Source organism: Fontimonas sp. FW305-C-3 (assembly GCF_058783185.1).
This window is the reverse complement of the sequence record NZ_JBYSYK010000002.1, coordinates 412031-425184: the sequence shown is the minus strand read 5'-3', so window position 1 is coordinate 425184 and position 13154 is coordinate 412031. Positions and strand designations below refer to the sequence as shown.

Below are 13154 nucleotides of genomic sequence, written 5' to 3'. Positions count from 1 at the left end.
TTTCGAATGACAGCTTGGCGTTTACTTGGCGCTTTCGGCCAGCTTGTCCAGATAACGCTCTGCGTCGAGCGCCGCCTGGCAGCCGGTGCCGGCCGAGGTGATCGCCTGACGATAGACATGATCCATGACATCGCCGGCGGCAAACACGCCGGGGATGCTGGTCGCCGTCGCATCGCCGTCGGAGCCGGACTTCACCTTGATGTAGCCGCCCTTCATGTCGAGCTGACCTTCGAAGATGCCGGTGTTCGGCGTGTGGCCGATCGCGATGAACACGCCCTTGAGTGCAATCTCACGGGTCTCGCCGTTCTTGACGTTCTTGACGCGCATGCCGGTGACGCCCATCGGGTCGCCGAGCACTTCGTCGAGCGTGCTGTCCCAGATGATCTCGACCTTGCCTTCGGCCTGACGCTTGAACAGCTTGTCGTGCAGGATCTTCTCGCCCTTGAGCGAGTTGCGGCGATGCACCAGCGTCACCTTGCTGGCGATGTTCGACAGATACAGCGCTTCCTCGACCGCGGTGTTGCCGCCGCCGATGACCGCCACTTCCTGGCCTTTGTAGAAGAAGCCGTCGCAGGTCGCGCAGGCCGACACGCCCTTGCCGCGGAACGCGGTTTCGCTATCGAGGCCCAGATACCGTGCACTGGCGCCGGTGGTGATGATCAGCGCATCGCAGGTGTATTCACCCTGGTCGCCCTTGAGCAGGAAAGGCTTCTGCTGGAGGTTGACCGACTGGATGTGGTCGTAGATCAGCTTGGTGTCAAAGCGTTCGGCATGCTTCTGCATGCGCGTCATCAGATCGGGGCCCATCAGGCCTTCGACGTCGCCCGGCCAGTTGTCGACCTCGGTCGTCGTCATCAGCTGACCGCCGACTTCCAGGCCGGTGATCATCGTCGGCTTGAGGTTGGCGCGCGCCGCGTAGACCGCTGCGGTGTAGCCGGCCGGACCGGAGCCGAGAATGATGAGGGGCAGGTGCTGGGTGCTCATTTTCGGATTCTTCTCTGAGTTTCCTGAGGTAGAGACGTCTGGGGCCGGTTGCCCGGCCCCAGAGTTGCCACTTGGTACCGATGAATTACAGCTTGGCGGCGTTCTTCGCGAGGTAGTCGGCCACGCCTTCGGCAGTTGCCTTCATGCCGGAGTCGCCCTTCTTCCAACCAGCCGGGCAGACTTCGCCGTGGGCTTCGGTGAACTGCAGGGCGTCGACCAGGCGCAGCGCTTCGTCGACGTTGCGGCCGAGCGGCAGGTTGTTGACCGTGGCGCTCTGCACGATGCCGGCCTTGTCGATCAGGAACGTGGCGCGGAACGCAACGCTGTCCTGGTGCTCGACACCGTAGGCGCGGGTGATCTCGTGGTTGACGTCGGCGACCAGCGGGAACTTGATCTGGCCGATGCCGCCCTTGTCGACCGGCGTGTTGCGCCAGGCGAAGTGCGAGAAGTGGCTGTCGATCGACACGCCGAGCACCTGTACGCCGCGGGCTTCAAATTCCTTGACGCGATGGTCGTGGGCAATGATTTCCGACGGGCAGACGAACGTGAAGTCGAGCGGGTAGAAGAACAGGATGACGTACTTGCCCTTGTAATCGGACAGCTTGATGTCCTTGAACGTGCCATCGCCAAGCACGGCGGTGGCCTTGAAATCCGGGGCGGGGCGGTTGACCAGTGAGCTCATGTCTAAGTCCTTTGGGTTGCGTGTACAAAGCTTTCTGAGGGCATCTGGGCGACCGGTCGATCGCTCCAGGAACGGCGGCCATCCTACGAAGCGAAGGCCGATAGGTCAAAGCATATTTATTGATAGGGGCAATAGGCTTTGCCAATATGGCTGTTCATCGTGGCAGGTTCAGGTTTCAGCGATGATGACAGCGTCATCGGCCATGCCGCGGTCTGCAATCTGACCTGAATTTGACGCTGAACATTGTCACAGAGCTGTCATCGGTTGTTCATATCCTTCGCGTGATTTCTAATGAGAGTATGAGCATGCAGGGGAAATTGATCCTCGTTGTCGAAGATGAAGCTCCGATCCGCGAACTGCTGCGGTTTGCGCTCACGCGCGCCGAGTTCCGCGTCATGGATGCCGAATCTGCCCAAGCCGCCCGTCTGCGCATCGCTGACGAACGGCCAGACCTGATCCTGATGGACTGGATGATGCCCGGCATGTCCGGCGTCGAACTGACGCGCGAGCTGAAGGCCCAGCCCACGACCAAGGATATCCCGGTGATCATGGTCACCGCCCGCGCCGAGGAAGAGGACAAGGTCCGCGGCCTGAATGTCGGCTGTGACGATTACGTGTCCAAGCCGTTTTCCTATCCTGAACTGATCGCGCGCATCCAGGCGGTCCTGCGCCGTTCGCTGCCGGGCGGCGTTGAGGAGCGGGTGTCGGTCAGCGGCCTGGAGGTCGACTCCGCCAGCCAGCGCGTCACCGCGCAGGGCAAGGCGGTCAAGCTCGGCCCGACCGAATACCGTCTGCTGCATTTCTTCGTCAGCCATCCGGAACGCGTCTACAGCCGCGAACAGGTGCTGGACCGCGTCTGGGGTCAGAACGTCTATGTAGAGGAACGCACGGTCGACGTGCATATCCGCCGTCTGCGCAAGGCGCTGGAACCCTTCGGCTACGACGAGATGATCCAGACCGTTCGCGGGTCCGGGTATCGCTTTTCCGACAAGCATTAAAGGATGAGCAATCCGCCGGAGGTCATGCAGTCGCTGGCGGAAGGCGACGGCAAGCTGCCGTCGGCGGCGCAGGGCGCCGATGCCGATAACGACACGATTCCGAGCGGCACGCGCTGGCGGCTGTGGCGTGTCGAGCTGCTGAAGATTGCGCTGTATGCGCTCGTCGGTGGCGGTATCGGCTGGATGCTCGAATATCCGCAGGTCGGAATCGGCGTGGCGCTGCTGTTGTGTCTGCTGCTCAACCTGCGCCACCTGATTCATCTGCGGCTATGGCTGTATCGGCCGAAAAACTATCAGCTGCCTGAATCGGAAGGCCTGTGGGGTGCCGTGTTCGACGGCCTGATCGACCTGCAGCGCAAGAATCGCAAAAAGAAAAAGAAGCTGACCGCGATGCTGGCCGAATTCCAGGCCTCGACGGCGGCACTGCCCGATGGCGCCGTCGTTCTTGAGCCGCGCGGCGAGATCGCATGGTTCAACAGCGCCGCACGGCAGCTGCTCGGCTTGCGCCAGGCGCAGGACATCGGCATCCGGGTGCCCAATCTGGTCCGCAGCCCGGCTTTCACCGAGTACTTCGAACGCGGTCAGTTCGATGGCGAGGTCGAGGTGACGTCGCCGGTCAACGGCGCCAAGACGCTTTCATTGCGCGCCATTCGTTACGGCCGCGGTCAGCTGCTGCTGATTGTCCGCGATGTGTCCGATCGCCTGATGCTCGATGCGGCGCGGCGGGACTTCGTCGCCAATGCTTCGCATGAACTGCGTACGCCGCTGACGGTTTTGCGCGGCTATCTGGATCTGATGGAAATGGACGCGCAGTCCACGCAGGGCCTCACCGGTCCGCTCGCACCCTGGCAGTCGCCGCTGATGGAGATGCGCAATCAGACGCTGCGCATGGAAGCGCTGGTCAACGACATGCTCAAGCTTGCACGCCTGGAATCCAGCCGTACGCAGATGCGCGACGAGCCGCTGGATGTGCCGGGTCTGATGCAGCGCGTTGCGGAAGATGCGCGGCAGTTGTCGAAGGCCCAGCACCGCATCGAGACCAAGGTCGATCCGACGCTGAGCTTGCTCGGCGGCGAAACGGAACTGCACAGCATCTTCGCCAATCTCGTCACCAACGCGGTGCGCTATACGCCGCCGGGCGGCACGATCCGCGTGACCTGGGAAAAGGTCATCGACGGGGCCTGCTTCAGCGTTGCCGATACCGGCATCGGCATTGCGCAGAAAGACATTCCGCGCCTCACAGAGCGCTTCTATCGCGTCGACGTGGGCCGTTCACGTGCCAGCGGCGGCACCGGTCTGGGGTTGTCGATCGTCAAGCATGCGATCGAGTCCTTCGACGCGCGGATGGAAATCGAAAGCGAGATCGGTGTCGGCACGACCTTCCGTTGCATCTTCCCGCCCCATCGCGTGACCTTGGTAGCGGCGACAAGCCCGGCCTGAATCGGGTAGGGTAAAACCGCTGCAGGAAGCAGCGACCAAAGGGAGAAATCGATGGGCATCATTTCATGGATAGTGCTGGGCCTGATTGCGGGCGTGTTCGCGAAGATGATCATGCCGGGCCGTGATCCGGGCGGATTCATCATCACGATCGTTCTGGGCATTGCCGGCGCCTTTGTCGGCGGCTGGATCGGGACCAAGCTGGGCATTGCCAGCTTCAACGGCTTCACCGTCCAGGGCATTCTCGTTGCCACCGGCGGCGCGATGGTCGTACTGGTTCTGTATCGCCTGATCAGGAAGACCTAGGCGTTCCAACGATGCAGGAAGGCAGCTTCGGCTGCCTTTTTTTCTTTGCCGCTGCAATTCTGCGCTGAATCTCTGCGTTGAATCAGGGGCTGGTCGATCGGGGCGCGCGCCGGCGCGGCGGATGCTCGGGTGCCGGATCCGCCGGTGCGATGCCGACATAGCTCGCGCGCGGGCGGATCAGTCCGCCGTCGGCTTGTTGTTCAAGCGCATGCGCCAGCCAGCCGGCGGCGCGCCCGGCGGCGAACAGGATCAGGCCGGCTTCTGCCCCCAACTCGTAGACATCGGCGAGCGCGGCGAGCGCGAAGTCGGTGCTCGGTGCTTGTCCGGTGGCCTCGCCCGCGGCGTCGAGCAGCTGGCGCACGCGCGTCAACCGCGGCGGGCGTGGCCGCACCGCTTCGAGCTGGCGCAGCAGCAGCGTCGCGCGCGGATCGCCGGCGGGATAGAGCGGGTGGCCGAAGGTCGGCAGCTGTTCGCCGCGTTGCAGGCAGGCCAGCACATGACGCTGCGGACTTTCCGCACGCAACGCGTCCTGGATGAATTCGTAGGCGCGCCCGGTCGCACCGCCGTGCGCGGGGCCGGACAGGGCGGCGAGTCCGGCGGCAACGGCGCCATGCAGGCTCGCGCCGGTCGAGGCGACGACGCGGGCGGCGAAGGCCGAGGCATTGAGTTCGTGATCCGCGCACAGCACCAGCGCGGTGCGGATCAGGTCGGGCAGGGTGTTGTCCTGCGGACGCCAGGCCTGGGCGAGCACGACGTGCGCGGGCCGCGCATCCGGCGTGATGCCGGCGAGCAGTGCGACGGTCTGGCGCAGCAGGTTGGCGGCGCTGTCGCGGCGCCGCGCCGGGTCGGCGGACAGATCGCGCAGCGAGCTCAAGGCCAGCAGCGGCAGCGCCGCGGCGGTGCGTTCGAGCACGGGCAGGCTCGCGTCGGCGGCCAGGCGGCGCACCGCCGCGGGCCAGGTCGTCGCGGGCGGTGTCGCGAACGGATCGCGATCTCCGCAGTCCCATAGCAGGCGCGCGGCGTCCTCGAGGCCGTAGCCGGCGGCCACCAGGTCGGCGACGGCGCGGCCGCGGTAGTAATGGCCTTCGGCGCGGATCAGCGATACCCGCGTCTCCAGCACCGGCAAGCCCCAGGCGAGGCTGTGCGCGGCGCCTTGGGCGGCACTGCGGCCGACGTCGCGTCGCTCGATCAGGCGCTCGATGTCCTGCGCGCGGTAGAGCCGGCGGCGCGGATCGTCACCCGGCCGCGAGTGCACGAGGCCGCGGCTGACGTAGGCATAGAGCGTGGCCATGCTGACGCCGAGCCGGTTGGCGGCTTCCTTGGCGCTGATGTAGTCGCCAGCTCGGGTCGGAGAGGTCATGGGGATATATTGCGCGAATATATTGAGTCTTTCAATCAAGATTGATCAATAGATAGCTTGCTGCCACAGTGTCGCACCAAGATCACACTGTTCCCATGGCGCTGCATGAGCATGGGCCAGTTTCCAGGAGAGTTCCGATGAGCAGTTCCTCTTCCGCCGGCGCCCGCTTCCGTGCCGCGCTGGCCACCGAAAAGCCCCTGCAGGTCATCGGCGCGATCAACGCCAACCATGCGCTGCTCGCCAAGCGCGCCGGCTTCAAGGCGATCTACCTGTCGGGTGGCGGTGTCGCCGCTGGCTCGCTCGGTCTGCCGGACCTGGGCATCAACACGATGGACGATGTGTTGACCGACACGCGGCGCATCACCGACGTCTGCGACCTGCCGCTGCTGGTCGACATCGACACCGGCTTCGGCCCCAGCGCGTTCAACATCGAACGCACCGTCAAGTCGCTGATCAAGGCCGGCGCGGCCGCTTGCCACATCGAGGATCAGGTTGGCGCGAAGCGCTGCGGTCACCGCCCGGGCAAGGAGATCGTCACGCAGGGCGAGATGGTCGACCGCGTCAAGGCCGCCGCCAACGCCAAGACCGATCCAGACTTCTTCATCATCGCCCGCACCGATGCGATCCAGGTCGAGGGTGTCGATGCGGCGATCGAGCGTGCGATCGCCTGCGTCGAAGCCGGTGCCGACGGCATCTTCGCCGAGGCCGCCTACGATCTGCCGACGTACAAGCGCTTCGTCGAGGCCGTCAAGGTGCCGGTGCTGGCGAACATCACCGAATTCGGTGCGACGCCGCTGTTCACCCGCGACGAGCTGGCCTCGGTGGGCGCCGCCATCCAGTTGTTCCCGCTGTCGGCCTTCCGTGCCGCGAACAAGGCAGCGCTGAACGTCTACACTGCGATCCGCAACGAAGGCACGCAGAAGAGCGTGATCGATACGATGCAGACCCGCATGGAGCTGTACGACGCCATCGGCTATCACGCGTTCGAGCAGAAGCTCGACGCACTGTTCGCGGCCAAGAAGCAGTAAGCCAAATCAGAGACCTCAGGAGAGCACATGTCTGAAGCAACCCCCGCAGCTCCGGCTGGCGCGTTCAAGCCCAAGAAGTCCGTTGCCCTGTCCGGCACCGCCGCCGGCAACACGGCGCTGTGCACGGTCGGCCGCACCGGCAACGACCTGCACTATCGCGGCTACGACATTCTCGATGTCGCCGCGGCCTGCGAGTTCGAGGAAATCGCGCACTTGCTCGTGCACGGCAAGCTGCCGACCGTCGCCGAGCTGAAGGCCTACAAGATCAAGCTCAAGTCGCTGCGCGGCCTGCCGGCCGCGGTCAAGACCGCGCTCGAACAGCTGCCGCCGTCGGCGCATCCGATGGACGTCATGCGCACCGGCGTCTCGGTGCTCGGCTGCGTCAAGCCGGAGAAGGACGACCACAACCATGCCGGCGCGCGCGACATCGCCGACAAGCTGATGGCCTCGCTCGGTTCGATGCTGCTGTACTGGTATCACTTCGCCTACAACGGCAAGGTCATCGAAGTCGACGAGTCGGATGAAGATTCGATCGGCGGCCACTTCCTGCACCTGCTGCATGGCGAAAAGCCGAAGGCCTCGTGGGTCAAGGCGATGCACACCTCGCTGGTGCTGTACGCCGAGCATGAGTTCAATGCCTCGACGTTCACGACGCGCGTCGTTGCCGGCACCGGCTCCGACATGTACTCGGCAATCTGCGGCGGCATCGGCGCGCTGCGCGGCCCGAAGCACGGCGGCGCCAACGAAGTCGCGTTCGAGATCCAGCAGCGCTACGACACGCCGGATGAAGCGGAAGCCGACATCAAGGCCCGCGTCGAGAAGAAGGAAGTCGTCATCGGCTTCGGCCACCCGGTTTATACGGTCAGCGATCCGCGCAACAAGGTCATCAAGCAGGTCGCCAAGGATCTGTCGAAGGAAGCCGGCAGCACGAAGATGTTCGATATCGCCGAGCGCCTCGAGACGGTGATGTGGGACATCAAGAAGATGTTCCCGAACCTCGATTGGTTCAGCGCCGTCAGCTACAACGTGATGGGCGTGCCGACCGACATGTTCACGCCGCTGTTCGTGATCGCCCGCACCTCCGGCTGGAGCGCGCACATCATCGAGCAGCGCATCGACGGCAAGATCATCCGCCCGAGCGCCAACTACGTCGGTCCGGAAGATCTGAAGTTTGTGCCGATCAAGGATCGCAAGTAAGCGCCCTCAAGTTCCAGTACTGAACCACCGGAAGAGACCATGACGGCCGACCTCCACTTCTACAGCAACCCCATGTCGCGCGGTCGTATCGTTCGCTGGATGCTGGAGGAGGTCGGCCAGCCGTACCAGACCACGCTGCTCGATTTTTCCACCAGTGCCAAGTCGCCGGAGTTTCTTGCCATCAACCCGATGGGCAAGGTGCCGACGATCCGACACGGCAAGACGGTGGTGACGGAGTGCGCGGCGATCTGCGCGTATCTCGCAGAGACGTTTCCGCAGGCCGGCCTGCTGCCGGCGCCCGAGGCGCGCGGCGACTACTACCGCTGGATGTTCTTCGCCGCTGGCCCGGTCGAAGCGGCGGTCACCAATCGCTCGCTGAGCGTCGCGGTGCCGCCGGAGAAGCGCGGCATGGTCGGCTATGGCAGCTACGAGGCTGTGATGGATGCGCTGGAAGTCGCAGTGAGCGGCAAGCGCTATGTCGCCGGCGAACACTTCACGGCGGCCGATGTGTATTTCGGCTCGCAGATCGGCTGGGGCCTGCAGTTCGGCAGCATCGAAAAGCGCCCGGCCTTCGAAACCTACTGGAACGGCATCAAGGATCGCCCCGCAGCCGTGCGTGCGCGACAGATCGACGACGCATTGATCCCCAAGAAATCCTGAGACGCGCCGCGTCCGCTACGCAGTGAAGGGCGTCAAGCCCCGGAACCACGAAGAGAACCCATGAACACCGCACACCGCAAGAACCTTCCCGGCACCAAACTCGATTATTTCGACGCGCGTGAAGCCGTCGACGCGATCCAGCCCGGCGCCTACGCCAAGTTGTCGTATACCGCACGCGTCCACGCCGAGAATCTCGTACGCAAGGGCGAGCCGGCGAAGGTCAAGGCCTATCTGGGCCAGCTGATCGAGCGCAAGCGCGATCTAGACTTCCCGTGGTTCCCGGTGCGTGTGGTGTGCCACGACATCCTCGGCCAGACCGCGCTCGTCGATCTCGCCGGTCTGCGTGACGCGATTGCCGACATGGGCGGCGATCCGGCGAAAGTGAATCCGGTGGTGCCGGTGCAGCTGATCGTCGATCACTCGCTGGCGGTCGAGCACGGCGGTTTCGAGAAAGATGCATTCGCGAAGAATCGTGCGGTCGAAGACCGCCGCAACGATGATCGCTTCCACTTCATCAACTGGACGAAGAAGGCCTTCGAGAACATGGAGGTCATTCCGCCGGGCAACGGCATCATGCACCAGATCAATCTGGAGCGGATGTCGCCGGTGGTGTACACGCAGGACGGCGTTGCGTTCCCGGATACCTGCGTCGGCACCGACTCGCACACGCCGCACGTCGATGCGCTCGGCGTGATCGCGATCGGCGTCGGTGGTCTCGAAGCCGAGAACGTCATGCTCGGTCGCGCGTCGTGGATGCGCCTGCCGGACATTACTGGCGTTGAATTGAGCGGCAAGCCGCAGCCGGGCATCACCGCAACGGACGTCGTGCTCGCGCTGACCGAGTTCCTGCGCAAGGAAAAGGTTGTCGGCCACTATCTCGAATTCCGCGGCGAAGGTGCTGCGGCGCTCACCTTGGGCGACCGCGCGACGATTTCCAACATGGCGCCGGAGTACGGCGCGACGGCGGCGATGTTCTTCATCGACAAGAACACGATCGACTACCTGAAGCTGACCGGCCGCAGCGACGAGCAGGTCAAGCTGGTCGAGACCTACGCGAAGCACGCCGGCCTGTGGGCTAACGATCTGAAGACCGCCGAGTACGAGCGCACGCTGAAGTTCGATCTGTCGACCGTCGTGCGCAACATGGCCGGCCCGTCGAATCCGCACAAGCGTCTGCCGACCTCGGCGCTCGCCGAGCGTGGCATCGCAGCGCCTTGGGAATTGCCGGCTGACGGCAAGATGCCGGATGGCGCGGTGATCATCGCCGCGATCACCAGCTGCACAAACACTTCCAATCCGCGCAACGTCATCGCCGCCGGCCTGCTCGCACGCAATGCGAACCGCGCCGGTCTGACGCGCAAGCCCTGGGTGAAGTCCTCGCTCGCGCCGGGATCGAAGGTCGTCGAGAGCTATCTGAAGGAAGCGAAGCTGCTCGGCGATCTCGAAGCACTCGGCTTCGGCGTCGTTGCCTTCGCCTGCACGACCTGCAACGGCATGTCCGGCGCGCTCGATCCGAAGATCCAGCAGGAAATCATTGATAGAGACCTGTACGCGACGGCCGTGCTGTCCGGCAACCGCAACTTCGACGGCCGTATCCATCCGTATGCGAAGCAGGCGTTTCTCGCATCGCCGCCGCTGGTCGTCGCCTACGCGATTGCCGGCACCGTGCGTTTCGACATCGAGAAGGACGTGCTGGGCCTCGACAAGAGCGGCAAGCCAGTGACGCTGAAGGACATCTGGCCGACCGACGAAGAGATCGACGCCGTCGTCGCGAGCAGCGTCAACCCGACGCAGTTCCGCGCGGTCTACGAGCCGATGTTCCGCAAGGAAGCCGACAACGGGGAGAAGATCAGCCCGCTGTACGACTGGCGCGGCCAGAGTACCTACATCCGCCGTCCACCGTACTGGGAAGGCGCGCTGGCTGGCGAGCGCACGCTCAAGGGCCTGCGTCCGCTCGCGGTGCTGCCGGACAACATCACGACCGATCACCTGTCGCCGTCGAATGCGATCCTGATGGATTCCGCGGCCGGTGAGTACCTGCACAAGATGGGTCTGCCGGAAGAGGACTTCAATTCCTACGCGACGCACCGCGGCGATCACCTGACCGCGCAGCGCGCGACGTTTGCGAACCCGCAGCTGATCAACGAGATGGTCGTCGTCGACGGCAAGGTCAAGAAGGGTTCGCTCGCCCGCATCGAGCCGGAAGGCAAGATCACGCGCATGTGGGAAGCGATCGAAACCTACATGGAGCGCAAGCAGCCGCTGATCATCGTCGCGGGTGCCGACTACGGTCAGGGTTCGTCGCGCGACTGGGCGGCGAAGGGCGTGCGCCTCGCCGGTGTCGAAGTGATCGCGGCCGAGGGTTTCGAGCGCATTCACCGCACCAACCTGATCGGCATGGGCGTGCTGCCGCTGGAGTTCAAGCCGGGCACGACGCGACTGACGCTCGGTATCGACGGCACGGAGACCTTTGATGTGACCGGCAAGCTCGCGCCGCGCACGACGCTGACGCTGGTGATCACCCGCAAGAACGGCGAGAAGCTCGAAGTGCCGATGACCTGCCGCCTGGATTCCGACGAGGAAGTGCTCGTCTATCAGGCCGGAGGCGTGCTGCAGCGCTTTGCGATGGATTTCCTGGCGTCGAACAAGGCGGCTTGAGGCGATGCGGCGATGACGGCGGGCGGACTCATTCTGATGGCACTGGCTTCATCGCCGGTGCGCGGGAAGATGGAGCAGGCGCTTGTCAGCAGCGGTCTTCAGCAGCGATTGGGTGACCGCAAGTTCGCATCGGAAAATTGGCATCAATCGCTGTCGGGACGCTACACGGATTGCAGCGATACCCGGCAAGCCTTGCTGCGTGTGGGCGAAAGAGTTGCGGCGAGCGCAACCGCGTTCACGATGACGCTGAACCGCATAAACGGCAGCGGCGGCGGACCGCTCGGTATCCACTGGGCTTTTCTGGCACGCGGCAAGCCCAAGGGGTTTGTCGAGCTGCTGACGGCGATTCGCGCGGCGCTCGAGTCCGAGGGTTGCAGCGACGTCGTCGGGCACAGTCCGCATGTGACGGTGTCTTACCAGGCGCCCGAGCCGTTGTCGTCTCTGTTCATCGAACCGATCGAATGGAAGATCGACGAGTTCATGCTCGTCCGCGGCGGCGGCCGCCCTTACCGATACGAAGTGCTGCAGCGCTGGTCGCTGGCGCTACCGCCAGCCGCTGCCGTCCAATTGAATCTGCTGCACTGAACCGAACGATCGAGAGTAAATCTTCATGAGCCATCAACCCCAGATCAAGATTCCGGCGACCTACGTCCGCGGCGGTACCAGCAAGGGTGTGTTCTTCAAGCTCACCGATCTGCCCGAGCGCTGCCAGGTCGCCGGCGAAGCGCGCGACAAGTTGCTGCTGCGCGTGATCGGTTCGCCGGATCCGTATGGCGCGCAGATTGACGGCATGGGCGGCGCGACGTCGTCGACGTCGAAGACGGTAATTCTCGCCAAGAGCAAGAAGGCGGATCACGACGTCGACTACATGTTCGGTCAGGTTTCGATCGACAAGGCCTTCGTCGATTGGTCCGGCAATTGCGGCAACCTGACCGCGGCCGTCGGCTCGTTCGCAATCAGCAACGGCCTCGTCGATGCCGCGCGCATTCCGCAGAACGGCATCTGCACCGTGCGCATCTGGCAGACGCAGATCAACAAGACCATCATCGCCCACGTGCCGATCACCAACGGCGCGGTGCAGGAAACCGGCGACTTTGAACTGGATGGCGTAACGTTCCCGGCCGCCGAAGTGCAGATCGAGTTTCTCGATCCGGCCGACGAGGGCGATGGCGATGGGGGCGGTTCGATGTTCCCGACCGGCAATCTGGTCGACGATCTCGAAGTGCCGGGCATCGGCACGCTGAAGGCGACGATGATCAACGCCGGCATCCCGACCGTGTTCATCAATGCGGCCGAGATCGGTTACAGCGGCACCGAGCTGCGCGAGGCGATCAATACCCAGCCTGAGGCGCTGGCAAGGTTCGAGACGATCCGCGCCTACGGTGCGCTGCGCATGGGGCTGATCAAGGATGTCGGCGAAGCGGCCAAGCGCCAGCACACGCCGAAGGTGGCGTTCGTGGCGCCGCCGACCGACTACATCTCGTCCAGCGGCAAGCAGATCAAGGCCAGCGAGATCGACCTCAACGTGCGCGCCTTGTCGATGGGCAAGCTGCATCACGCGATGATGGGAACCGCGGCAGTTGCGATCGGTACTGCCGCGGCGATTCCCGGCACGCTGGTGAATATCGCCGCCGGTGGCAGTGCGCGCGAAGCGGTGCGCTTCGGCCATCCGTCCGGCACGCTGCGCGTCGGTGCGGCCGCGGTGCAGGAGAACGGTCAGTGGGTCGTCAAGAAAGCCATCATGTCGCGCTCCGCGCGCGTGCTGATGGAAGGCTGGGTGCGCGTGCCGGGCGACGCGTTCTAGCGTCGATCCCGCGAATGAAAAAGCCCGGCAGATGCCGGGC

At 64.2% G+C, this 13154-nt stretch carries 12 protein-coding genes; 9 read left to right on the top strand and 3 right to left on the bottom strand.

The window, feature by feature from the left end:
• Positions 1-21: 21 nt before the first annotated feature.
• A complete protein-coding gene (gene trxB, locus AC3WUF_RS08135) occupies positions 22-984 on the bottom strand; it encodes a thioredoxin-disulfide reductase (protein WP_492424316.1) in 963 nt (320 codons plus the stop codon).
• 85 nt (positions 985-1069) lie between these two features.
• Positions 1070-1666, bottom strand: coding sequence for a peroxiredoxin (locus tag AC3WUF_RS08130; protein ID WP_492424314.1), 597 nt, complete (start codon positions 1664-1666; stop codon positions 1070-1072).
• 299 nt (positions 1667-1965) lie between these two features.
• On the opposite strand from AC3WUF_RS08130, the gene phoB reads away from it, so the two are divergent.
• The 3 genes from phoB to AC3WUF_RS08115 are packed head-to-tail and all read left to right on the top strand — an operon-like array spanning position 1966 to position 4407.
• Positions 1966-2664, top strand: a complete 699-nt coding sequence (gene phoB, locus AC3WUF_RS08125; protein ID WP_492424312.1) for a phosphate regulon transcriptional regulator PhoB — start codon at positions 1966-1968, stop codon at positions 2662-2664.
• A gap of 3 nt (positions 2665-2667) precedes the next feature.
• Complete coding sequence (gene phoR / locus AC3WUF_RS08120; RefSeq protein ID WP_492424310.1) at positions 2668-4104, top strand: phosphate regulon sensor histidine kinase PhoR; 1437 nt, start codon at positions 2668-2670, stop codon at positions 4102-4104.
• A 51-nt stretch (positions 4105-4155) separates the two neighbouring features.
• On the top strand, positions 4156-4407 hold the full coding sequence (locus tag AC3WUF_RS08115) for a GlsB/YeaQ/YmgE family stress response membrane protein (RefSeq protein WP_492424308.1): 252 nt from the start codon (positions 4156-4158) through the stop codon (positions 4405-4407).
• Between the two features lie 82 nt (positions 4408-4489).
• Here the strand turns inward: AC3WUF_RS08115 and AC3WUF_RS08110 are convergent, their stop codons facing one another.
• Positions 4490-5767, bottom strand: coding sequence for a citrate synthase family protein (locus tag AC3WUF_RS08110; RefSeq protein WP_492424306.1), 1278 nt, complete (start codon positions 5765-5767; stop codon positions 4490-4492).
• Between the two features lie 137 nt (positions 5768-5904).
• On the opposite strand from AC3WUF_RS08110, the gene prpB reads away from it, so the two are divergent.
• Genes prpB through prpF form a run of 6 tightly spaced genes read left to right on the top strand, consistent with a single transcriptional unit; the run spans position 5905 to position 13114 of the window.
• Positions 5905-6795: a methylisocitrate lyase gene (prpB, locus tag AC3WUF_RS08105; RefSeq protein ID WP_492424304.1), complete on the top strand. Its 891-nt coding sequence runs from the start codon at positions 5905-5907 to the stop codon at positions 6793-6795.
• Between the two features lie 27 nt (positions 6796-6822).
• The gene (gene prpC, locus AC3WUF_RS08100) at positions 6823-7992 is read left to right on the top strand and encodes a bifunctional 2-methylcitrate synthase/citrate synthase (protein WP_492424302.1); all 1170 of its coding nucleotides are present in this window, start codon (positions 6823-6825) and stop codon (positions 7990-7992) included.
• A 39-nt stretch (positions 7993-8031) separates the two neighbouring features.
• A complete protein-coding gene (locus AC3WUF_RS08095; RefSeq protein WP_492424300.1) occupies positions 8032-8652 on the top strand; it encodes a glutathione S-transferase family protein in 621 nt (206 codons plus the stop codon).
• Positions 8653-8712: 60 nt separating this feature from the next.
• Positions 8713-11310 carry a Fe/S-dependent 2-methylisocitrate dehydratase AcnD gene (gene acnD / locus AC3WUF_RS08090; RefSeq protein ID WP_492424298.1) on the top strand — a complete coding sequence of 866 codons (2598 nt, stop codon included), beginning with the start codon at positions 8713-8715 and terminating at the stop codon, positions 11308-11310.
• Between the two features lie 36 nt (positions 11311-11346).
• Complete coding sequence (locus AC3WUF_RS08085) at positions 11347-11895, top strand: 2'-5' RNA ligase family protein (RefSeq protein ID WP_492424296.1); 549 nt, start codon at positions 11347-11349, stop codon at positions 11893-11895.
• A gap of 25 nt (positions 11896-11920) precedes the next feature.
• Positions 11921-13114: a 2-methylaconitate cis-trans isomerase PrpF gene (gene prpF, locus AC3WUF_RS08080; RefSeq protein ID WP_492424294.1), complete on the top strand. Its 1194-nt coding sequence runs from the start codon at positions 11921-11923 to the stop codon at positions 13112-13114.
• Positions 13115-13154 lie beyond the last annotated feature (40 nt).